This window comes from Streptomyces sp. V3I8 (genome assembly GCF_030817535.1).
GTDB lineage: Bacteria > Actinomycetota > Actinomycetes > Streptomycetales > Streptomycetaceae > Streptomyces.
In genome coordinates, this window is the sequence record NZ_JAUSZL010000002.1 from 7695634 (window position 1) to 7718398 (window position 22765).

At 72.6% G+C, this 22765-nt stretch carries 14 protein-coding genes and 1 pseudogene; 7 read left to right on the forward strand and 8 right to left on the reverse strand.

Going from position 1 to position 22765, the window contains the following annotated elements:
- Positions 1 to 31 precede the first annotated feature (31 nt).
- Positions 32 to 2779: a glycoside hydrolase family 97 catalytic domain-containing protein gene (locus QFZ75_RS34205; RefSeq protein ID WP_307543159.1), complete on the reverse strand. Its 2748-nt coding sequence runs from the start codon at positions 2777 to 2779 to the stop codon at positions 32 to 34.
- A gap of 201 nt (positions 2780 to 2980) precedes the next feature.
- Here QFZ75_RS34205 and QFZ75_RS34210 point away from each other — a divergent pair, with 201 nt between their 5' ends.
- From QFZ75_RS34210 to QFZ75_RS34225, 4 genes are all read left to right on the forward strand, one after another.
- Complete coding sequence (locus tag QFZ75_RS34210; protein ID WP_307543160.1) at positions 2981 to 3982, forward strand: hypothetical protein; 1002 nt, start codon at positions 2981 to 2983, stop codon at positions 3980 to 3982.
- A 91-nt stretch (positions 3983 to 4073) separates the two neighbouring features.
- Complete coding sequence (locus QFZ75_RS34215) at positions 4074 to 5969, forward strand: HSP90 family protein (protein ID WP_307543162.1); 1896 nt, start codon at positions 4074 to 4076, stop codon at positions 5967 to 5969.
- A gap of 2 nt (positions 5970 to 5971) precedes the next feature.
- Entirely contained in the window at positions 5972 to 8968 is a 2997-nt protein-coding gene (locus QFZ75_RS34220) for a hypothetical protein (RefSeq protein ID WP_307543164.1), read from the forward strand.
- 359 nt (positions 8969 to 9327) lie between these two features.
- On the forward strand, positions 9328 to 9858 hold the full coding sequence (locus QFZ75_RS34225; protein WP_307543166.1) for a ParH-like protein: 531 nt from the start codon (positions 9328 to 9330) through the stop codon (positions 9856 to 9858).
- Positions 9859 to 10300: 442 nt separating this feature from the next.
- On the opposite strand, the gene QFZ75_RS34230 is transcribed toward QFZ75_RS34225, so the two are convergent.
- Both QFZ75_RS34230 and QFZ75_RS34235 read right to left on the reverse strand, forming a co-directional pair.
- Entirely contained in the window at positions 10301 to 11119 is an 819-nt protein-coding gene (locus QFZ75_RS34230) for a hypothetical protein (protein WP_307543168.1), read from the reverse strand.
- Complete coding sequence (locus QFZ75_RS34235) at positions 11116 to 12648, reverse strand: AAA family ATPase (protein WP_307543170.1); 1533 nt, start codon at positions 12646 to 12648, stop codon at positions 11116 to 11118. The genes QFZ75_RS34230 and QFZ75_RS34235 overlap by 4 nt, the downstream gene beginning before the upstream one ends.
- A 397-nt stretch (positions 12649 to 13045) precedes the next feature.
- Between QFZ75_RS34235 and QFZ75_RS34240 the strand changes: the two genes are divergently transcribed.
- Entirely contained in the window at positions 13046 to 13534 is a 489-nt protein-coding gene (locus tag QFZ75_RS34240) for a DUF3592 domain-containing protein (protein ID WP_307543171.1), read from the forward strand.
- A gap of 685 nt (positions 13535 to 14219) precedes the next feature.
- On the opposite strand, the gene QFZ75_RS34245 is transcribed toward QFZ75_RS34240, so the two are convergent.
- The 4 genes and pseudogenes from QFZ75_RS34245 to xylB all read right to left on the reverse strand — a co-directional run bounded on the left by QFZ75_RS34245 (position 14220) and on the right by xylB (position 18936).
- Positions 14220 to 14831, reverse strand: a complete 612-nt coding sequence (locus QFZ75_RS34245) for an N-acetylmuramoyl-L-alanine amidase (protein ID WP_307543172.1) — start codon at positions 14829 to 14831, stop codon at positions 14220 to 14222.
- Between the two features lie 70 nt (positions 14832 to 14901).
- Positions 14902 to 15915, reverse strand: a complete 1014-nt coding sequence (locus QFZ75_RS34250) for an acetamidase/formamidase family protein (RefSeq protein WP_307543174.1) — start codon at positions 15913 to 15915, stop codon at positions 14902 to 14904.
- A 259-nt stretch (positions 15916 to 16174) separates the two neighbouring features.
- A pseudogene (locus tag QFZ75_RS34255) lies at positions 16175 to 17384 on the reverse strand (ROK family protein).
- Positions 17385 to 17490: 106 nt separating this feature from the next.
- Entirely contained in the window at positions 17491 to 18936 is a 1446-nt protein-coding gene (xylB, locus tag QFZ75_RS34260; protein ID WP_307543176.1) for a xylulokinase, read from the reverse strand.
- A 189-nt stretch (positions 18937 to 19125) separates the two neighbouring features.
- Here xylB and xylA point away from each other — a divergent pair, with 189 nt between their 5' ends.
- Positions 19126 to 20292 (forward strand): xylose isomerase, encoded by a 1167-nt coding sequence (gene xylA, locus QFZ75_RS34265; protein WP_307543178.1) that lies wholly within the window; start codon positions 19126 to 19128, stop codon positions 20290 to 20292.
- Positions 20293 to 20685: 393 nt separating this feature from the next.
- Positions 20686 to 21288 (forward strand): hypothetical protein, encoded by a 603-nt coding sequence (locus QFZ75_RS34270; protein ID WP_307543180.1) that lies wholly within the window; start codon positions 20686 to 20688, stop codon positions 21286 to 21288.
- Positions 21289 to 21331: 43 nt separating this feature from the next.
- Here QFZ75_RS34270 and QFZ75_RS34275 read toward each other — a convergent pair whose 3' ends face one another.
- Positions 21332 to 22672: an esterase-like activity of phytase family protein gene (locus QFZ75_RS34275; protein ID WP_307543182.1), complete on the reverse strand. Its 1341-nt coding sequence runs from the start codon at positions 22670 to 22672 to the stop codon at positions 21332 to 21334.
- Positions 22673 to 22765 lie beyond the last annotated feature (93 nt).

The following is a 22765-nucleotide window of genomic DNA, read 5'->3' on the forward strand; positions in this document are numbered from 1 at the left end:
CGACAAGGTCGAGGGTCAACCCCGGCCGCTGTCAGGTGGTGTCGGCGTCGGTGTCGGCGTCGGCGTCTGCGTCTGCGTCGGCCAGGCGCAGGAGCGCGTCCCCCCAGTCCGCGTGGTCGAAGTTGATGCCGTCGCCGCCGTCGGTGACACGCAGGGTCAGCCGCTGGACTCCACTGACGTCGACGTCGAGTGCGCGAGCGGCATCCGCGGGAGTCATCACCTCGGTCCGTGCGAGCAGTCGCCCGTCACCCACCACCTCGAAGACGACCGTGGCCGCGCCGCCGACCTCGTCGTCGACGCCCACATGTGCCTGGAAGCGGTCGTACGCGCCACGGATGTCGACGGACACCTCGGCCGCGGCGTGCATGCCGACGCCCTTGTCGTACGCGGTGCCCCGGATGCGCAGGGGACCGCCGTCGCCGCCGGCGTTCTCCCCGTTCGAGGCGTCGCGCTCGACCGGTCCCCAGCCGTTGCGCTCCGCCGCGAACGGCAGATCGCTCACGTAGTCCACTCCCGGAGGTGCGACGAACACCCGTACCGTCCGCTCGTGGCGCAGCGGGGCACCACCCGGTTCCTCGCCCGGAGCCCGGTAGGAGGCGCTCACCACCACATCGTGGTAGCCGTACGCCGCGTCCGCCGGGACGTGCACGACGGCACGGGCGCGGAGCGTGGCGCCGGTGGCGAGTTCGCCGGCGTGAGCGGTGGCGTCCGTGACCGTCCATCCCTGCGGGGCGCTCACCCGCACCTCGGCGTCGCGTACCGGACCGAAGTCCTCCACCTGGAACGCGCCCTCGACGTCGACCGCCGTCCCCGGGTCGGCCTGCGCCTTTTGCGGTGTGGCCGACAGGGCGGTCAACGGCATCCGGCCCACGGGCCGGTCGCACGTGGTGCGGCCGGGCACGGCACGGCAGAGCACCGCGGCGAACCCGCCGCCCGCCGTGGTGGGCACCGTCAGGACGCCGTGGCGGTCGGTGACCCGGGAGTCGCGGACCAGGCCGTCCGGTCCGTCCCGCAGGACCTCCACCCGCCAGCGGCCACTGCCGTTGCCACTGCCGAGGAAGTCCAGCGGTACGCGTCGCGTGGCGGGCCCGTCGGCGGCCGTGACGTCGCCGACGAACCAGCGGTCGCCGTCGCGCCGGGCGACGGTCGCCCCGTCACCGGGGTGGCCGGACAGCAGCCGCGTCTCGTCCCAGACGGTCGGAACCTGCTCCAGGAACCGTTCGAGCTCCGGACGGGACCGGTAGGCCTCCACCGAACCGGCGAAGTTCTGGAAGCCGGACTCGTACACGACGGACAGGGCCAGCTCCGCGGCCTCCGAGGTGGTGCGGGTGCCGAACTGGAAGCCCATGGGCGTGTAGTCCATGGAGCCGACCACGTTCCGGGTGAAGGGCAGGGTGGTGACGTCGGTCAGGGACACGCTGCCCTGCTCGGCGCCGTAGACGGCCTCCATCGACATGACGTGCGGCCAGGTGCGCTGGATGCCGTGCGGAAGGGTCGATCCGTGGAAGTTGACCAGCAGTTCGCGTTCCGCGGTCGCCTCGAGGATGTCGTCGTACCAGCGGAAACGCTCCTGTGCGTCCGAATCCATGAAGTCGATCTTCAGCCCGGCCGCGCCCCAGGCCTTGACCTTGTCCAGGGTCTCCTCGCGTTCGGCAGCCGTGTCCAGGTCGGTCCAGTGCATCCACAGCAGGATCTTCACACCACGCCGCTGCGCGTACTGGATGAGCCGCGGCATCCAGTCCTCGGTCTTCCAGCCGTCGTCCACCAGCGTGTACTCCCAGCCGTGGGCCGCGCTGTAGTCGACGAACCGCTGCTGGGTCTCCAGGCTGCGCTGCGCGGCGCCGAATCCGGCCAGCCAGGACCAGGCGACCTTGCCGGGGTGGATCCACGAGGTGTCCGCCACCCGCGAGTCGGGCGCCAGATCGTCGACGAGGGTGGACTCCGTAACGGTGGCCAGGTCGCCGATGACGGCGGTGCGCCACGGGGTCGCCAGCGGACCGGACGAGGCGATGCGTTCGTCGGCCAGTTCCACGGTGTAGCGGCCGCTTCCGGCCTCGTGCGCGAGACGGCTGCCGGCGTAACGGCCGTCCACGTCCGACTCCGTGAGCAGGACGTAGGACCCGCCGGCCCGGAAGAGCGAGGGGTACCCGTAGTCGCCGGCCGCGGCGCCGGAGGCGGTGGTCTCGGTGCGCGGCCGTTCGTAGTTGGGTGTGTACGGCATCAGCCACGCCGTCGCGTCGCCCGGCACCTGGAAGGCGGAGGCCTCACCGAGCACCGTCACCCGGTCCTTGCCGGGCAGGACGTAGCGGTAGGCGAAGCCGTCGTCGGAGACACGGACGAGCAGGTCGAGCCGGGCGCCGTCGTCCTTGGCGAAGGAGAACCGCGCCTCGGTCATCGGGGCCGTACGCCGGCGCTGCTTACCGGTCGTCGTGGAGTAGCGTTCGGTCACCTTCCGTACGGTGCGGCCACGAAGCCGCAGACCCGAGGTCAGGTCGGAGGCGTCGGTGGTGATGCCGACCGGGGCGGGCTCCAGCACGGTGCTGCTGCCGCGGCGGACGCCCAGCGACAAGGTGCCCTCGGCTTCGTCGAGTTGCAGCCGCGCGGTCAGGGCTTCGCCGGGCTCTGCCGCCCGGTGCGTCACGTTCCACGACGTGACCGCCGCCCTTCCGTCGGCCGCCGAGGCCGGGGGAGTGAGGCCCCCCAGTCCCACCATGACGCTCACGGCTGCGGCGAGCCACGCCGGCACTCCGCGTCCGAACCGGTGCGTTCCTGCGTGCACGGAGGTCTCCATTCACGTCCGACAACGTTGTCAGATGGCTCTGGTCATTCTTCGGACGTGTAGTGGCCACGTCAAGGGTCCGTCGAGGCGGAAGAGCGGCGCCGGACCCGTGCCGAGCCGGTGAAAATCCCGTGGAAGTGGTGTCGGTGGGGCCGTCTATGCTGCACCCGAAGATCATGTGGGACCAGGGGAGGGCGCGGTATGTTCGGCAAACTGTTCGGCGCGGATGCGGAAAGACCGGGGGCGGAAAGACCCGGGGCGGATCCGCACGCCCTTCCCGTCCCGCGAAGGCAGAAGCACGGCGTGTACACGCTGCGCGCACTCGGGGACGCGCGGGTGCTCGCGCTGGTCGAGGCGGCCGACGCGGGCGACTGGGAGGCCGTCAAGGCGGCGCTGGCCCCCTTCGACCCCGGCCGCGACCACCAGGTGCTGGGCGAGCTGGCCGACCTGGACGGCGTGCAGGACTGGATCGGCCGGGCCGTCGAGGAGGACAAGGAGCACCGGGCGGAGGCCCTGCTGATATCCGGGACGCGCCACATCGGTTGGGGCTGGGAGGCGCGTACCGCCGACCGCGCTGTGAACGTCACGCAGGAGCAGTGGAGGATCTTCCACGAGCGGCTCCACATCGCCGAGGAGCAGCTGCTCGAGGCCGCCGAGCTGCGGCCCGACTGGGTCACGCCGTGGCGCCGCCTGCTCACCTCCGGGCGCGGTATGTCGCTGGGCCCCACCGTCAGCGAGACCCGCCGCGACGCCGCCCTGCGCCGCGACCCGCTGGACCTGGAGACCCACATCGAGTGGGTGTCACAGCTGCAGCCCCGCTGGGGCGGTGAGCCGGGCCAGGCGCTGGCGTTCGCCCAGGAGGCGTTCGCCCGCGCCCCGCAGGGGCACCGCCTCGGCTGCGTGATCGCCATGGCGTACATCGAGGAGTGGGTCGAGTCGGAGCGCGGGGACTACCTCGAAACCCCCGAGATCCAGGCGCAGTTGCGGGAGGCGGCGGACCACAGCATCCTCCACCCCTCCCATGTGCGGCGTCCGGGCTGGCAGCACGACTTCAACATGTTCGCCATGGCCCTGTCGCTGGCCGGTGAGCGTCACACGGTCCGGCGCGTCTTCCGGACGCTGGACGGCGCCTACACCAAGTGGCCCTGGACCTATCTCGCGGACCCCGAGAAGCAGTTCGCGCGCCACCACCGCCGCGCCTGAGCGCCGGCCGGTCCCGACTCCCGCCCCGGCCTTTCCCGCTCAGGCCCCTCCCGCCCCGGCATCTTCTGCCCCTCCTCCTTCGGACTGCCCGATGACTCTGCCCGACACCGCATCGAACCCGGCCGGCGCCGACCGCACCTTCCAGGTGGACCTGCGCGGCCTCGTCGACCTCCTCTCCCACCACCTCTACTCCAGTCCCCGCGTCTATCTGCGTGAACTCCTGCAGAACGCGGTGGACGCGCTGACCGCCCGGCACCTTCTCGAACAGCCCGCGCCCGCCCACGCCTTCGGGATCAGCCTGTACGCGGACGGTTCGGTGGTACGCGTCGAGGACGACGGCGTCGGCCTCACCGAGGCCGACGTGCACGCCTTCCTCGCCACCATCGGCCGCAGCAGCAAGCGCGCCCTGGCGGCCCCCTCGGACGAACCCGTCCAGGGCTGGGGGAGGATCACCGAGCAACGCGGCGACTTCATCGGCCAGTTCGGGATCGGCCTGCTCTCGTGCTTCCTGGTCGCGGACGAGATCCATGTCCTGAGCCGCTCGGCCCGCACCCCCGACGCGCCCGCCGTCGAATGGCGGGGACGCGGCGACGGCAGCTACACCGTCCGCACCCTGCCCGCCACCGCCCGCCCCCGGCCCGGCACCACCGTCACGCTGACGCCGCGCGCCGACGCGGGCGAGTGGACCCGTCCGGCCCAGGTGCACGCGCTGGCCCGGCACTTCGGCTCCCTGCTGCGCCACCCGGTGACCTTCGACGACGGTACGGGCGGCGGTACGGGCGGCCCGGGCGCCACCGTCAACCCCGAACCCGCGCCCTGGGCACGTACGTACCCCACCCCGGGAGCCCGCTCCCGCGCGTTGGCCGCGTACGGCGAGGAGGTCTTCGGGTTCACGCCCCTGGACACCATCGAACTGGACCTGCCGGCCGTGGGCCTCAAGGGCATCGCGTGCGTGCTGCCCGAGACGGTGCCGGCCGGGCGCCGCCACGGCCACCGCGTGCACGTCAAGGGCATGCTGCTGTCCGAGCAGGCCGAGGAGATCCTGCCCGAGTGGGCGTTCTTCGTCCGCTGCGTCGTCGACGCCGAGAGCCTGCGCCCTACGGCGTCCCGCGAGTCCCTGTACGAGGACGACACGCTCGCCGCCGTCCGCGACGCCCTCGCCGAGCGGCTGCGCGCGTGGATCGCCCGGGCCGCCGCCAGCGACCCGGACCTGCTCGCCCGCTTCCTCCACGCCCACCACCTGGCCGTGAAGTCGCTCGCGGTGCACGACGACGAGATCCTGCGGATGCTGCTGCCCTGGCTGCCGTTCGAGACCACCGACGGGCACACCACCCTCGACGAGTTCGCGCGCACCCACCGCACCGTGCTCGTGACGTCCAGCGTGGAGGAGTTCCGGCAGGTCGCCGCGATCGCCTCGGCCGCCGGACTCGGCGTCGTCAACGGCGGCTACACCTACGACCGCGAACTGGTCCACCGGCTGCCCGAGATCAACCCCGGCGCCACCGTCGCCGACCTCGACCCCGAGACCCTCACCGCCCACCTCGACCCCGTCGACCGGGAGACGGAACTCGCCGCCGCGGCCTACCTCGCCCAGGCCCGCGACGCCCTCGCGGTCTTCGACTGCGACGTCGCGCTGCGCACCTTCCAGCCGGCCTCCGCCCCCGCCCTCCTCGTCGACAGCCGGGAGGCCCGGCACGAGCGCACCCGCTCCCAGCTCGCCCGCGAGCAGGAGGGCGGCCTGTGGGGCGACATCCTCGGCGCCCTGCGCCAGGAGGCCCCACGGGCCCAGCTGATCCTCAACCAGCTCAACCCGCTGGTGCGCACCGCCGTCACCATCGGCGAACCCGAGCTGGCCCGCACCAGCGCCGAAGCCCTCTACGGGCAGGCCGCGATGCTGTCCCGGCGCCCGCTGAGGCCCGCCGAGTCGAGCCTCATCAACCGCTCCTTCCTCGACCTGCTCGCCCACGCCCTCCGCAAGGACAGCTGACGATGCCGACCGCACCCCATCCCCAGAACACGGACGAGCTGTACCGGGCGCTCCAGGAGAACGGCCGGCGCCCCTACGGCCGCACCCGTACCGTCACCGCCGAGGAACTCGTCGACGCCGCCGAGCGGTTCGACGAGGCCGTCCCGCTCGTCCGCGCGCTCTTCGAGCTGCAGGAGGCGTACACCTACGGCTCCGAACCCCGCAAGTCGCCCGTCGTCTTCGCCCGGCTGCTCACGCTCTTCGACGAGCAGCCCGACGTCTTCGACGAGCGCATGCGCCACCTGCTGTTCTGGCGGTTCAAGTGGGTGGCGAACGCCCTGCGCGCGCTGCCCGGGATACCGCTGGTCAGCCTGCGCCAGTGGCTGACGGAGATGCGCGACCGCTACGAGAAGGCCGGGCTCGGTCTCCAGCCCTACTACGGACAGACGTACCAGCTCGCCGCCCACGTCGGCGAGGACACCGCCGCCGCCTTCGAGCTGTGGGCGGCCCGCACCCGCACCCGGCTCAGCGACTGCGAGGCCTGTGAGATCTGCGAGCGCGCCCTGTACCACCTCACGGAGGGCGACGACGTGCGGGCACTGCGCGCCTGGGAGCCCGTCCTGGCCGGGAAGGAGTCCTGCCAGGAGGAGCCGGCCCGCTCCCTGTCGTACGCGGTGCTTCCCCTGCTGCGCACCGGAGACACCGACCGGGCACGCGAACTGCACCTCGCCGGCTACCGCGGCTGCCGCCGCAACCCGTCGATGTCCGGCGAGGTCGGCCGGCACCTGGAGTTCTGCGCCCTGACCGGCAACGAGGCACGCGGCCTGGAACTGCTGTCCGAGAACCGGAACCTGTTCGACGAGGTCGAATCGCCGCTGGACCAGCTCGACTTCCTCACCGGTGTGGAGGTTCTCCTGCAGCGCGTCGGACTCCTCGGCCACGACGAACTGCCCGCCGCCGGGTACGCGGGCCGCACCTGGACGGTGGCCGGCCTGCGCGCCGAGGTGCGGGGCCGCGCCGACGACCTCGCCGCCCGCTTCGACGCCCGCAACGGCACCACGGCCCACGCCGACCGCCGCAGGTCCCGGCTCGACCGTGCCCCGCTCCTGGAGTCGCTGGAGCTGACCCTGCGCCCCCGCGGCCTGGACGACATGACCCCGGCCGCCCCGGCCGCCGCATCCGCCGTGCCCGTCGCGTCCACCGCCCGTACGGTCGCCGCCGTCCCCGACTCGCTGCCCGAACTCATCCTGCACGCACGGTCCTTGGAGGAGCAGGCGCACCCGGACGCGCCGGCCTGCTGGGCGCGGCTGCGCACGCTCGTCACGGCCCGCGGCTACACCCACCCCGACGACCCGGCGGTGGGCCCGCTCGTACGGCTGCGCGCGGACCTGCTGGCCGACGAGGCGGGCCGGGCGGCCGAGAAGGACGAGTTCGCCGACGCCGCCGACCTCCAGGAGGAGGCCGCGGGTCTGTACGAAGACGCCGGAGCGCCGGGCCACGCGGCGCTCGCCCATGCCTGCGCCCTGCTCGCCACCGCCGAGATGCCCGTGCCGGGTGCCGACGGAGCAGATGGAACAGACGGAGCGGACGGAGCCGAGGCGAGGGCCGCCGCGCTGACCGCAGCCCACGCCTCCCTCGTCCGCCTGCAGGAGGAGAGCTCCGGCCTCGCTCCCTATCAGGAGGCCCGCCTGCTGCGGATGCGGGCGACCGCGCTCGGCCTGCGCCTGCAGACCTCGCACAGCGAGGAGCACGTCGCGCCGGTCTTCGCCGAGGCGGATCTGCTGCACGCGTTCGCCGTCCGGCACGACATGGCCGGGCAGATCTCCGGCGCCCTGCTGCTGCGGGCCAGTACCCACGCCCTCGCCGGCGACCTGCCCGCCGCGGTCGCCGGGATCGACGCCGTCCTCGACCGGCTGAAGGCGCACGGTCCCGCCTGGCACCTTCCCCGCACGCTCGGTCTGCGCGGCCGGCTCCAGCTCGGCCTCCGGGACGCCGAGGCCGCCTGCGCGGACCTCACCGAGGGCCTGCGACTGGCCGCCGACTGGCCGGCCGACGCGGTCGGCACCGGCCGGCTCCACGGTGATCTGGCCGAGGCCTGCATACGCCTGGGCCGCCCCGACGAGGCCCTGCGGCACCTGACGCGCTCGGCCGAGGTGGACCTGCGCCGCGGCAGCCGGACGGAGGCGTTCTGTACCTACAGCAACGCGGCCCAGCTCAGTCTCGACCTGGGGCGCGTCGAGGACTGCATCGCTCTGCTCGACTCCCTGCTGGCCGAACCGGACGTCGCCGCCGGTGAGCTGGACGACCGGATCGTGGCCCAGCTGCGTCTGACCCGCGCCCGCGCGCTGCACGTGGGGGAGGACCTCAAGGCGGCCACGGCGGAGTTCGTCGCCCTCGCGGCCGAGTCGGCCGGCTGGGACGACGACCCGGGGAGCCACGCCATGATCGCCGCGGAGACGGCCGTACTCCTGGGCGAGTCCGGCGAGTTCGGCCGGGCCCGCGAGGCGGCGGACCAGGCACTCGCCGCCCACGCGCGGGACCCGCGCTACGAGCAGCTCAGCAACTGCCTGCGCGAACTCGCCCGCCTCCAGGCTCAGCAGCAGGGCGCCGAAGGCCTGGCCGACGCCCTCGCCCTCCTCTCCGCCGCCGGCCGGATCGCCGATGAGGCCCGCGCCGCCGCGTACGAGGCACGCGGTCGCTCCCTGGACACCGCCCTGGCGTACGAACACGGGCGGGTCAACGCCTACGCGGGTGAGTACGAGGACGCCCTGGCCGCGCTGGACAAGGCCCTCGCCCTGCTCGGCGAGCCCGGCCCGGAGCAGGAGCACACCGAGGAGTGGGCCGGGGAGTGGGCCGAGTGCGTCCGTCTCGCGGGCGCCGTGGAGGGCCTCTACCTGGAACGCCCCGTCCCCGCCCTCACCCGCCTCGACGCGGCGGCCTCCCGCCTGACCGCCCTGGGCCACACCGAGGAGGCCCGGCCGCTGACCGCCCTGGCGGCCCGGCTGCGCGACGAGGAGTGACACGGCGGTGACACGGCGGTGACACGGCGGTGCCGGGGCGGCAGTTCGCCCCGGCACCGGAATCCGCTCCGGGCACGGCCGCCGGTTCCGCCGCGGTTCCACGGGTGTCGGGACCGGCCGCGGGAGGTGGCTCCGCCCGGGGGCGCACGCGGCGCATTTTGGCGGACAGGAGGCGCGCAACGGGGGCGCGATGTGCGCTCTGTCGACGTATGACCGGATGGTTGTACGATCAAAAAATACGCTTTGATCGATCAGGTGACCCTTCGGGGCGGATGTCGGAGTGGTCCGGGGAAGGGACGCCGGGCCGCTCGACGGCAGCAGACGCGGAGCGGCGCCGTCTCCGGTGGGAGGGGTCCCTGATGCTCACCGATCGGTCGCACAGACGCCTGTGGCGGAAGGCCCGCGCCCTCGCGGAGGGGATCGAGCTGCCGGACCCCTTCGACGCCGAGACCTTCCTGGTCCTCCTGGCCGAACGCCGTGGCCGCCCGATCGAGATCCTGCCGGTCGGGGTGGACGCGGGGGTCCCGTGCGGTCTGCTGGTGACGACCGACCACGCCGACTACATCCTGTGCACCCCGGGGACCAGCGCACTGCACCGGCAGCACATCCTCGTGCACGAGGCGGCCCACCTGCTGTGCGGGCACGACCGGTCGCCCGCTTCCGAGGCGCCGGGCGTACCCGCACTGCTGCCCGGACTCTCCCCCGACCTGGTACGCCGGGTCCTGGGCCGCACCGTGTACGCCGAGCCCGCCGAGCAGGAGGCGGAACTGCTCGCCTCCCTCATCCTGCACCGCGCGCTGGGGGAGGGGCCTGTGCCGGGACGGGACCACGGACGGGCCGGAACCCTGGTCGGGGCGCCCTCCCGCCGGTCCGAGCGGCCACGTGTCTGACCTGCTCGCGTACCTCCCGGCCCTCGCCGCGTTGTGGCTGGGCCGCTACGAACTGCGTCTGCTGCGCACCGGGAGCGACTCGCTCTTCGCGGTGCGCTGCCTGTGCCGCTTCGGATTCTGCATGGCCGCGGCGATGGCCCTGCTGGCCGCTCCGACGACGTACCTGGAGTGGCTGTGGCCGGGGCTCCCGCGGCTGACTCATCTCCTGGGCCGCGAGACGGAGACGGCCGCCCTCGCCTTCCTCCCGCCGGCCGTCATCGAGATCGGCCTGCCCCGGCCCCCGCCTGCTGACCGGACGGCTGCACATCGCCGTCACCCTCGCGGCCACCGCGCTGTACGCGGTCCTCTTCCTCTCCTCCGGTGTACGCACCCGGTACGGCTCGCTCCTCGCGGAGGGGACCGGAGCGGTGCTCCTCGCCGCCGGCGGCACGGTCTTCACCGGCTACAGCCTGTGGTGCCTGGCCGTGTTCCTGGTCCCGGTGCACCGGCTCGTCCGGGGTCTGGGTCGGGGCGCGCTGCGCACAGGCCTGCGGCTGGTCACGGCCAGTGCCGCGGTGGGTCTCGTCTGGGCCCTGTGGGGTGTGTCGTCGATCGTCCCCATGGCCGTGCACCACCGGCAGGGCGCCGGACTGGATCCGGTGGGCCGGGCGCTCGGTCTGTGCTGTCTGGTGCTGGGCGTCCTGGGCGGCACCGCCGCGGGCTGGGGCTCCGTCATCACCGCGGACGGGCGACGGCTCCCCAGGTGCCGGCGGGCGGCCATCAGCCACGCCTCGCCCAGGCGTTCCTCGCCGGCGGACAGCAGGCCCGGTGCCTGCGGCGGCAGGGTGCGGTGTTCGGCCAGCGACGTCCCGACGGCGTCCATGTCACCGAGCACGGCCGCACACGCGGTGAGACCTCCAAGCGCCAGGCGCAGGGCCATGACGTGGTCGAAGGTACGGGCCAGCGCGGCGGCCTCGGCCCACCAGCGGCGGGCCGTCGCCGGCAGGCCCGCCAGCCACTCCGCACGGCCGAGGAAGGCCGCCATCCAGACCCGTACGACGGAATCGGCAGCGACCGGTTCGGCGTAGGCGCGCTCGCCCTCCCGGCGGGCTTCGGCCGGGCGGGCGGCCTCGCTGAGTGCGAGGACGAGCGGGACGCGCTGTACGGCGGGATGGGAGACCAGGGCGCGTTCGTCGACCTGGCGATGACCGGCGTGAGCGTGCTCCGCCCAGGTCACGGCCTCCGCGGTGCGGCCCACCAGCGCCAGTGCGAAGGCTTTCATCCAATCCAGGCCCCCCGCAACCAGACGTTGACGTCGCCGGCACCGCGCACCTCGGTTTCCAGGTCCTCCAGCAGGGCCAGCCCCTGACTCGGCAGGCCGCCGACGATCCGCATGAAACCCTCATTGACGGTGAATTCGTGACGGCCCGCCTCACTGCTGATTCGGTCCCGAGCGGCTGCGTTGACCGCGAGCGCCTCGGCGAGGGGAGCGTTGCTCCACAGCAGATTTATCGTACGGACCAGAGCGACCGCGACCTGGTCCTGCTCGCCGCGGACAAGGGCGTCGGCCCGGACGAGCACGGCCTCGGCCTCCTCCCAGCGGCCCATCTCGAAGAAGGCGTTGCCCAGCATCAAGCCGGTGGCGGTGGTGTGGTGCTTTTCGGGTAACGCCTGCAGAAGAGCGACTGTTTGGGGGTAGTCGTGCGCGTGACGGGCCACCGCGGCAGCCTGGGAGAGCAGGGCGGGGTCAGCTGTGCCAGTGGCGGTCAGTCGCCAGGTGGCGACGCGCACGGGTCGCCTCCGCGGCGCGCACCGCGGGTCTCGACGCGTACGGCCTGGTCCAGCAGCAGGGCTCGACGGCGCAGGAAGACCGGCGCGCAGCACCTCGCCGTACAGCGGATGGGTCAGGAGGACCGTGGTACGACGCCGGTCCTGAACGACGCGGATCAGCCCCGCTTGTTCCAGAGCCGCCATCACCTGCGGCCGGACGACGGCTTCGGCATCGGCCAGAGGCAGTGACTCGCACAGCGCCGGCAGTTCCAGCGCGGGGCGCCCGGTCGCGCCGGCCGCCGCCAGCCGGGCGCCGATCACCTCGGTCAGCCGCGCCGTGGCCGGGAGCCGGCCCTCAGCCAGGTGCCACAGCTCCCCGTCCTCGGTCAGATACCCGGAAGCCAGGGCGCCGAGGACCAGTTCGCGCAGATAGAGCACGTTGCCACCGCTCGCAGCCGACAGCTCGTGCAGAGCACGCCGGGCGACCGGTCCGCCGAGCGAAGCCCGCAGCAGTGCCTCGACCTGCCGCGAGTTCAGGACGGTCAGATCGACCCGATGCACCGCGTCCCCGCCCCACAGCGCCGCAACAGCCTCCCCGTAAGGCTCCCCGCTGCGAACGGTACCGATCAGCAGGAGCGCTCCAGAATCCATCAGCTGCCGCAGAAGCATGGCGGAGGCCGAGTCCAGCAGATGCATGTCATCGACCAACAGCACTCGCCGCAGCCCCGCCCCGACGGTCAGCCGCCTGGCGACCGCGGCGAACCCGGTCACCGGGTCGGACAGATCCACCCCGGCGGGCAGCAGATGCGCGATCGCCCCCAGCGGCACCGCCCCCGCCGCGGTACTCGCCGTGGCCCGCCCCACTCGAAAACCCGCCGCCGCGGCCCGTTCCAGGCATTCCTCGGCCAGCCGGGACTTGCCCACCCCGGCTGATCCGCCCACCACGAACCCCCAGCATCCCGGGTCCGCCAACGCACCGGCGAAAGCCTCCAACTCCTGCCTGCGGCCCACCAACGGCCAGCGCCCCATCTGTTCCGGCATCACGGTTCCCCCCGGCAAGACATGACGTGCGGACATCCCCGACGGGCGCTCCGGCAGCACCCACCCACTCAGCGCATTGCACGATCTGGGTAACCCCAAGTCAGCCTAGGAACGCCGGTACGGATAGCCAACCGGCTCTCCGGCGTCCTGCGAGAAGCCCCCTCTGGCAGGTGGCAAAGCTTTCTCGACACCCCGGCCTCCGGCTCCACGCTGCCTGCACGCGCGCCGGACGCACCAACTCGTTGATGGTGCGCGAGCGTCTGGTACGCGAATGCCAGGTGGAGGGTCGGAGGCGGACGGCCGAGGCGGGTAACCGAGTGGGTACGGGTGCGCCGGCGTGGGGTACAGCAGGTGCGGGGGGTGAGGACCTGTGTCGGTTTTCGATGTACTGACCGGAGTGTTTCTCAGTGCGGTCGGGCTGGTCGTCCTGCTGGGGTGCTGGCTGACGGGTTACGCGTACGTGGCGCTGCTCAGGGAGCGTGGCACACGACGGCATGTGCTGCGGACCGGTGAACGGGCCACGGCGCGTTGCGTCCACGTCTACAGCCACCCGAACCCGGCGATCGCGAAACCGGGCCGGAAGATCAGGCAGCGTTTCGTCCTCGAGTTCGCCGGCCCCGACGGCGACCGCGTGTCCTTCGAGGACGACGCGACCCCGGCGGCGACCCGTGTGGGTGACGAACTGACCGTCGCCTACCTGCCCGCGCAACCCGACCACGCCGTGTGCGCACCCGCGGACGGGCAGCAGGGGTACGGCGAACCGCTGTACCCGGTCCTGGTCTTCTTTCTCGGTTTCCTTGTGGTCATGGCGATGGTCGCCTTCGCTGGAGTGGCCGTGCTCCAGGCGTACGCCTCGGCGCCGCCGGACTTGTGGATCGAACCGTGAAACCGGACGCGGGGGCGACCAGCCCGTCACGCCGACCGTCCCGCCGCGAGCAGCCCCCGTTGTGATCGAGGCTGACCGTGTGCAGGAGGGGACCGCGTCGCGGCGAGTCCGTCCGTCGTCAGACGCACAGGCCGAGAACGGGTGGCCGCGGGACCGACCAGGGCGAGGGGCACCACGAGCCGCGGGTCGGGTTCCTGACCGGGAGGCGGCGAGGGCGCGGGCAGCCGTCCCCGTCCACAGGTTCCACCGCTGAGCGAGAGCGGACCGGAGGTGCCGGCCCGTCATCGATCGGGCCGCTTCCGGGCCTCGCTGCAGGTACGCGAGGCGGAACGCCACCTGCCACGCCGGTTCGTGGCCGCGCGTGGCGTACTGCGGCCCGCGGGCAAGCAGTCGTCCCTGGCCGGCGGCTCAGGAAGTGGGTGGCGGCCGCAACCGGTGGGACGGCGTCCTGCCCGCCCAGACCGCCCAGATCGTCCTGGTCGAACGGCCGGACGGCCGGACGGCCGGGGCACCCCGACGGGTTGCCGGACATCGAACCTGCCCGTCACCACACCGGCCGCCGACCTGGTGCGGTGGGCGAGGACGCGCCGGCGGATCGAGCACGACTACCGTGAACTCAAACACGGCCTGCTGTGGCCGCCCCTCGAAACCAGCAGAACCAGGGCAAGAACCTGACGAAGCACTGCTAGGCGAGGTTGACCAGTCTGATGTAGCGCGTCCAGTCCCAGTGCGGGCCGGGGTCCGTGTGGTCGCTGCCGGGTACCTCGTAGTGCGCGAGGATGTGTGAACGGTCCTTGGGAAGCTCGTACTTGTCACAGATCGCCGCGGTGAGTTTTGCCGACTCCTCGTACAGGGCGTTGGTGAAGTACGCCGGCCTGTCCACCCAGCCCTCGTGCTCGATGCCGATGCTGCGGGTGTTGTAATCCCAGTTGCCCGCGTGCCAGGCGATGTCGCGCTCGCGGACCATCTGGGCGATGTGGCCGTCGCCGGACCGAACGACGTAGTGCGCGGACACCTGCTTCTTCGGGTTCTGGAAGATGGCGAGGGTGTCCGAGTAGGTCGCCTGGGTCACGTGGACGACGACGAAGTCGATGGGATGGCTCGTCGGCCGGCCGGCCACGGTGTAGTTGGACGGACTCGCCGGGGACCATTCGGACTGCGGGTGGTCGACGCCCTGCGGTTCGGCGCCCGCTCGCGTGGTGGGGAGCAGCGCGGTGGAGAGCGTGGCGAGAGCCGCACTCTGCAGCAGGCGCCGCCTGCTGGGCAGGGAGGTGGGAAGGAACTTCGCCCGATCCACGGATTTCCTCTCAAGTAACGGTGGCAGTGGCGGCAGGCTGCGTGGGGCGCTCGAACCGTGGGGCCGGAACTCAACGGCTCAGTGCCGCGGCCGTCTCCCGCATCCGCGCGTGCAGCCCCCGGTGCGTCTCCCGCTCGGGCAGCCACTCCTTGCGGATCTTGGCCACGCAGGTGTAGTTGGTGTCGCAGACGTTGGCCAGCGGTGACTCGACGGTCTGGGTGGCGAACTGGTAGGCGTCCCGCTCGCTGAACCCGTAGTCACGCACCAGCCATCGCACCAGGTCGAGCTGCGATATCCGGAACGCGTCCTCCAGCGGACGTGCCGAGCCGGTCGAGATGATGTGGGTGTCGGACTCGATGCGGGGCCACGGAGTGACGATCCCCTTGAGCAGCTCGACGATCACCACCGTGTTCATCGCGCACTCGACGGCGACTCCGCAGGTCTCGCCCTCTCCCTGCCGTGCGTGGCCGTCGCCGAGGCTCAGCAGGGCGCCTTCGACGTTCACGCCGAGGTAGCACGTGACGCCGGTCCGCATCTCGGGCGTGTCCATGTTCCCGCCGTGCGCGTCCGGTACCAGGGCGGAGCGCACCTCCAGGTTGGCCGGCGCCACCCCCACGGTGCCGTGCATCGGATCCATGGGCAGTTCGATCCGGATGTCGCTGTCCCGTGCGCTGAACAGGGCGGTGCGGCGCGCCCGGTCGAGCTGCCAGATCCACACGGTCTCCGGCAGCGGCGGCTGCAACGTGGCCGTGGTGTGGGTGGAGGTGAGCGCCCCGAAGAGTGGGACCGTCGTCGACGCCGCCCAGTCCCGGGCCGGTTCGATCGACACGAAGTGCACCGCGACCGTGTCACCCGGTTCCGCGCCCTCCACATGGAACGGCCCCGTCTGCGGATTGAGGAACGGGAATTCGCACACCTCGGACACCAGGTCCTTCTCCGAGCGCACCCGCCCGGCGAAGCAGTCCTCCGTGTAGAGGTCGAGGACCGTGCCCGGCGCGATGCGGGCGACGGGCGGCACGCCGCCGAACGTCCAGGCGTACTCGCCCGGTTCGGGGCGCACGGTCAGAATCCGAAGGTCACTCATGCTTGCACTGCTCCGTTCACCCGATGGCGGCGTCTCGCGTGAATCACGGTACGGGCCGCGCCGGTTGAGGAGGAGGAGTCGGCCCGGATCCGTGGACAGCACTGTGATTGTGGACAACTCGGTCACCCGAAAGGGGGGATCACGGCTTCCTGCTGCCGGCATCAGCATCAACATCGGTGTCGGTGTCGGCGCTCAGGTCACGAGCACCAGCCCCAGCACCAGCCCCAGCCCCAGCCCCGACCACGCCCGGCGCCCGCCGTTACGCCCCGCCCCCCACCGCCGCGGGATCGTCCAGCACGGCCCGTACGACCGAATGCGCGGCGCCGAGCAGCGGGCCCTCCGGACCGAGCCTTGAGACCGACACCGCGCAGGCGGGGCCCGCCGTCCTGCGGGCCAACTCCCGCTCGAGCGACGGCAGCAGCCAGGGTGCGAGCCCGGACAGCGCCCCGCCCAGCACGACGGTCTCGGGATCCAGCAGATTGACGGCACCCGTCAACGCGATGCCCAGCGCGGTACCGGCGTCACGCAGAGCTCGCCGTACGTTCTTGTCGCCCCCCGCGGCATGCTCGGCCAGCAGTCCGACGCGGTCCTCGCCGGGCTGCAGCCCGGCCGCGCGCAGCACGGCCTCCTCGCCCGCGTACTGCTCGAGGCAGCCGCGCCCGCCACAGGCGCACGCGGGGCCCTCGGGCCGCACCGGCACATGTCCCAGCTCGCCCGCGAAGCCGCGCGTCCCCCGCAACAGCCGCCCGTCCACCACCACGGCCCCGCCGATACCGATCTCCGCGGAGACGTGCAGGAAGTCGCGCGGCGCCTCCTCGTTGAGCCATAGTTCGGCCAGGCCGCCGAAGTTCGCCTCGTTGTCGACGGTCAGCGGCAGTCCGTCCGGCAGCAGGGGCCCGAGGTCCGTGTCGTGCCAGCCGAGGTTTGGGGGCGCGCACCACGGTCCGGGCGTCCCGTGCGACCAGACCGGGCACGGCGACGGCCAGACCCGCCGGCCACAGCCCCTCCTGGTCCGCCTCGGCGACGATCCGGCGTACCAGACCGGTCAGGTCCCGCAGCACGGGCCCGGGCGCGCGGCCGCGGTTGGCGGCGTGCCGCACGATGCGGGCACGCACCTTGCCGCGCAGGTCGACCGCGCACACGGCGAGGTGGTCGACGCCGATCTCCGCCCCGATCCCCGCCGGGCCGCGCCCGCTCAGGGCCAGCGCCGAACCCGGCCGCCCCACCCGTCCAGGGCGCTCGGGACCCAGCTCGTCGAGGAGTCCTGAGCGGATCAGTTCGTCCACGAGGGTGGAGACGGCCGCCCGGGTCAGTCCGATGCGCGAGGCGACGGCCGCACGGGACAGCGGCCCCTCGGCGTTGACGGTGTGCAGCACCCGCGAGAGGTTGCGGCGCCGCATGCCCTGTTGCGTGTCGGGCAGCCGTCGGCCGGGACTGCTGGGATGGGCCTCGTGCAGCGGTGCGGTCATACCTGAGTCGGTCCTCGTCCGGCCGGTCCCCTGAGGGCTGTCCTCTGCGCGCCGGCGCCTCGGGGGAGCGGGCGACAACCGGCCCCGCTCCCCGGAGGCGAATCCGTCAGCGCCGATCGGACCCCCGTTCCAGCAACGGAGCCGCGTCGGAGAGTACCCCGGCGATCCGCGCCAGCGCCGCCTCGTCCCGCTCCCCGGCCTCCAGCACCGGCCCGCGCGCCGTGTTCCAGCGCCGGGCCACCGCCGCCGGATCCTCCCCGGTGAGCACGCCCGCGGCCTGCGCGGCGGCGCCGAGCGCGACCAGTTCCCTGGCCTCGGGCACCTGGACGGGACGTCCCGACAGCCGGCGTACGGTCTGCTGCCAGGCCCTCCCGCGTGCGCCTCCGCCGATGAGCAGGAGCGGCGCCGAACGGTCGGATTCCTCGTCGAGCACCAGGTCGAGGGCGCCGAGCAGCGAGTGGACGGCCCCGTCGTACGCCGCCTGGAGCAGCTGCCCCGGGGTCGTGTCGTGCCGCAGCCCGTGCAGCAGGCCCGAGGCGTGCGGCAGGTTCGGGGTGCGCTCGCCGTCCAGGTAGGGGAGCAGCGTCACACTCGTACCGGGCTCGACGGCTTCCCGGTCGATGCCGAGCAGGGTGGCGACGCGGTCCACGGCAAGGGTGCAGTTGAGGGTGCAGGCCAGCGGCAGCCAGTCGCCCCGCGCGTCGGCGAAACCGGCCACGGTGCCGGTGGGGTCCGCGGGCCGCCGCGTCGACACCGCGTACACGGTGCCCGACGTGCCGAGGCTGAGCACCGCGGTGCCCGGGTGCAGCCCGAGGCCCAGCGCGGCGGCGGCGTTGTCACCGGTACCGGGAGCGACCAGCGTGCCCTTGGCGAAGGGCAGGCCGGCCGCGTCACGCACGGTCCCGACGACCTCGCCGGGCCGGGCCACCCGGGGCAGCAGGGCCGGATCGAGCCCCACGTGGCCGAGGACCTCCTCGTCGTACGCCTCCGTCCCGGACGCCCACCAGCCCGTACCGGAGGCGTCGCCGCGGTCGGTCGTGCCCACCCCCGTGAGGAGCTCGGTGAGGTAGTCGTGGGGCAGCCGTACGGAGGCAGCGGCGCGGACGGACTCGGGTTCGTGCTCGGCGAGCCATGCCCACTTGGTGACGGTGATGGACGCGCCCGGCACCGTCCCGGTGCGCTCGGCCCACGCCTTCGGGCCGCCCAGTTCCTCCACGAGGCGGCGGGCCTGCGGCGCCGACCGCACGTCGTTCCACAGCAGCGCGGGACGTACCGGAGCGCCCTGGGCGTCGAGTGTGACGAGCCCGTGCTGCTGGCCGCCGACGGACACCGCGGCGGCCTCGCGCGCCGCGTCGCCGCACTGGTGCAGCGCCTCGCGCAGCGCGTCCCACCACTGCCGCGGGTCGCTCTCGCGGCCCGCTCCCGAGGACACGGTGTGCGGCGCCTGGCCGCTCGCCACGACCTTTCCGGTGGCCACGTCCACGACCAGGGCCTTGGTGGACTGGGTGGACGTGTCCACACCGACGACGAGCGGACCCTCGGCTGCTGACATCGGGCTCTCCCTCTTCCGCGGCTCCGCGGGATCTGACCTGGTGTTTTGCGGTTCCCGCCGGGTCGTCACAGCCCCGGACGGACTCGTTGCGCCTCTTCGGGGACATCTTGTCCCTTCCCAGAGATGCCTTCGCATACTAATTTGTTAAGCGCCATGACGAAATAGTCGGAGCAAGCAAGGAGCCGCGGCATGAACTACCAGCCCACCCCCGAGGACAGGTTCACCTTCGGCCTGTGGACCGTCGGCTGGCAGGGAAGGGACCCGTTCGGCGACGCCACCCGGGCCGCCCTGGACCCGGTCGAGTCGGTGCAGCGCCTGTCGGAACTCGGCGCCTACGGAGTGACTTTCCACGACGACGACCTGATCCCCTTCGGATCCTCGGAGACCGAGCGCGAGTCACACATCAAGCGCTTCAGGCAGGCTCTCGACACGACCGGTATGACCGTGCCGATGGCCACCACGAACCTGTTCACACACCCCGTCTTCAAGGACGGCGCCTTCACCGCCAACGACCGGGACGTGCGCCGCTACGCGCTGCGCAAGACGATCCGCAACATCGACCTGGCGGTCGAACTGGGCGCGGAGGTCTACGTCGCGTGGGGCGGCCGTGAGGGTGCCGAGTCCGGTGCCGCCAAGGACGTACGCGTCGCGCTGGACCGGATGAAGGAAGCCTTCGACCTCCTCGGCGAGTACGTGACCTCGCAGGGCTACGACCTGCGTTTCGCGATCGAGCCGAAGCCGAACGAGCCACGCGGCGACATCCTCCTGCCGACGGTCGGCCACGCGTTGGCCTTCATCGAGCGCCTGGAGCGGCCGGAGCTGTACGGCGTCAACCCCGAGGTCGGCCACGAGCAGATGGCCGGGCTGAACTTCCCGCACGGCATCGCTCAGGCGCTGTGGGCGGGCAAGCTCTTCCACATCGACCTCAACGGCCAGAACGGCATCAAGTACGACCAGGACCTGCGCTTCGGAGGGGGCGATCTGCGAGCGGCCTTCTGGCTGGTGGACCTCCTGGAGACGGCCGGTTACGCGGGCCCGAAGCACTTCGACTTCAAGCCGCCGCGGACCGAGGACTACGACGGCGTCTGGGCCTCGGCAGCGGGCTGCATGCGCAACTACCTGATCCTGCAGGAGCGGGCCGCAGCCTTCCGGGCCGACCCCGAGGTCCAGGAGGCACTGCGGGCCTCGCGCCTGGACGAACTGGCGCAGCCCACCGCCTCGGACGGTCTGCAGGCACTGCTCGCGGACCGTGCCTCCTTCGAGGAGTTCGACGTCGAGGCGGCAGCCGCGCGCGGGATGGCGTTCGAGCGGCTCGACCAGCTGGCGATGGACCACCTGCTGGCCGCCCGCGGCTGAGCGCCGCCAGGGTGGACGACGGCCTCTGCGCGGAAGCGTCCGGAATCATGCGGTCCGGGCGATGAGTCCGTAGCAAGTTCCGCGCAGGGGTCGCTTCGTGACCGGTTCGAGGCGACTCTTGACGGTATGGCCACGCCGCCCTTACCGCCCGAGCCTCCTCGGCCGCCGGACAACACGCCGCCCACCGGTGGTGGCGGGTACGGTCCGCCTCCCGGAGGCTTCGGACCTCCTCCCGAGGGTTTCGGGCCCCCTCCGGAGGGTTACGGTCCACCCTCCGGAAACGAGGGGCCGCCCTGGAACGGCGGGGGAGGCGGCCGGCAGCCACCGTCGCCACCGCCCGGACCACCGCCCGGACCACCGCCCGGACCACCGGGCGGCCCCGGCCGGCGCAGGATGCTCCTGCTCCTGCTGGCCGTGATCGTGGGACTCGGCGCGGTCGCGGCGGCCGTGCTGATGGTCACCGGTAGGGACGGCTCCTCGGGCGGGAAGTCGCCCGAGCGGAGAGGTTCCGGCACGGAACGGTCGCCGTCGCCCTCACCGAGCATCCCCTCGCAGCTGCCGAGCGAACTGCCCTCCCTGCCGTCCGGCGGGCCCTCCGAACTGCCCAGCGGACTGGAATCCCTCCTGCCGTCGCGGGCGAGCGACGAGGTCCCGTACTACATGCTGCGAACCGGCGACTGCTTCGACGCCGACGAGGGGCGGCCGGGCCGGGCGGTGAAGCGTCCGTGCACAGGGAAGCACGACGCCGAGGTCGTGAAAGTGGCCGAACTGGAAGGCGCGTACACAACCGATGCCGCCCTCGAGAAGGCGGCATCCGACCTCTGTCAGGAATTCTTGGACACCAAGGCTGCCGAGCAACCCGCGGGCACCGTACGCGGCACCCTGGTGCAGTACCCGGATCCGGCGGGCTTCGGCGTCGGCATCGACAACGTCGCCTGCAGCCTGGCCGCGGACATCGGCGAGGGGAACCGCAAGCTCACCGGGCCACTGAAGTGAGCCACGCGCGCGTGGCGTGACCGGGCCGCGCGCGGCTCCCCGTTCAGATCCCGTGCGGAAGGCGTACGTACGTCACGGTGGTCTCGATCCCGCTGTCCACCAGGCGGCCCTGCGCGTCGAAGGCCTCCGCCCCGTCCGTCATCCCGAAGTCGTTGTCGTTGATGAGCGCGAGCGTGTCGCGGTCCACGCGCGCGACACCCTCGATCTTCCCGGGTACCCCCTTCACCCCGCCGAGGTCCACGACGAGGCGCTTGCGCAGTACGGGGACACCGGACGCGGCGGGATCCGCCAGCTGCTCCAGGGAGGGCGACGTGGTGCTGTCGTCCCACTTGTCGCCGAGGATGTCCGCGCTCCGGCCGAGCTGCACGACCTGCAGCCGGGCGGCCCTGTCGGTGCGCTCCTCGACCAGCAGCCGGTCGCGGCCGACGGCCACCACGGACGAGATCTTCAGCTCGGAGGTGTCGTCCTCGCCCGGGTCGACCGTGCCCACCGGGTCGAACCTGTACGCGTACTCGGCGGTGACGGCCCGCTTCTTCGGAGAGAAGCGCAGCAGACGCGCGGTCAGCGACTCCTCACCCGCATCCGTGTCCGGCAGGGACAGCGGACTCTGAACGGCCAGCACCAGGTCACCGCCGGGCAGTTGGGCGAGACCTTCGAAGCCGCGGTTGATCTTCCGGTGCAGCAGGACCGAGGGCAGCGCCTCGACCACCGGGTAGCCCGCGCCGGTCAGCTTCAGCCCCTTCGGGACGTACCGGGTGAGCACCTTCCCGCGCGTGGAGACGTGGACCAGTGAAGGCCCGTACTCGTCGACGAGCCAGAAACTGCCGTCCTCGGCGCGCACGATCCCTTCGGTGTCCAGACCGTTCGGGTCGTACGGGACCGGCGTCCTCGCGTCATAGGAGTACGGCGCCTCGTCGCGTGCCTCCTGGTTGGGCAGGCCTGTGACGGGCTTGCCCGGGGCGGTGGTGACCGGGATCGCGTCCAGTACCTTCACGGAGGCACCCGACACCCGTATCTTCACGATCGCCGGGTCGAAGCCGGGCACGGGAAACGTACGGCGCTTCACCCCGTCGACCTTGATCTGGCCGTTGGGCCCGCGATCCGTGACGGTCCAGAACTCCCCCTTGCGGCCCGCCGGGTAGATGTCGCTCCCGATGCCGCCCAGGTCCACACCCCGGTCGTCGGCGACCGTGCCCGGCAGCAGTCCGTTGCTGAACGTGCCCAGCGGGACGTCGCCGAGCGTCGCGGAGCCCGTGACCCGCGCACCGCCGGAAGGTGTGCCGACCGCGGGGCCCGCCGCAGCGAAGGCGGCCAGCACGGCGAGCGGCACGCCCACGGCAAGGGAACGGTGGACACGGCGCCGACCTGCGGCGTACGGGGACATGGGGCCTCCTGGGGCACACGTTCGATGACAGTCGCCAGATTTCGCCCTCGCCCCGAACGCCGGACGACCGGTGGGTGAACTCCGGGCGTCCGG